Origin of the sequence: Halomonas sp. SIMBA_159, from assembly GCF_046536035.1 — a bacterium.
Taxonomy (GTDB): domain Bacteria; phylum Pseudomonadota; class Gammaproteobacteria; order Pseudomonadales; family Halomonadaceae; genus Vreelandella; species Vreelandella venusta_A.
Genome location: NZ_JAWJBT010001781.1, coordinates 1 through 230 on the forward strand (window position 1 = coordinate 1; position 230 = coordinate 230).

The following is a 230-nucleotide window of genomic DNA, read 5'->3' on the forward strand; positions in this document are numbered from 1 at the left end:
GGCGTTGGGAAACAGCAGCTCCGGCGCCCTGCCCCCGGCCCACGGCGCCAGCAGGCCGCCGGCATGGTCGAAATGCAGGTGGCTGAGCACCACCACGTCGATGTCGGTGTGCTCGAAGCCGGCCTCGCGCAGCGAATCCAGGAGCACGTGGCGGTCTTCCTGCACGCCGTAGCGCTCGCGCAGCCTGGGCTCGAAGAACGCACCGATGCCGGTCTCGAACAGCACCGTCC

Annotated in this window: 1 protein-coding gene; it reads right to left on the minus strand. The window is 70.0% G+C overall.

The window, feature by feature from the left end; genetic code table 11:
- Positions 1 to 230: MBL fold metallo-hydrolase (locus R0J87_RS25335; protein WP_498889778.1), on the minus strand; the 230-nt coding region annotated here is incomplete at both ends.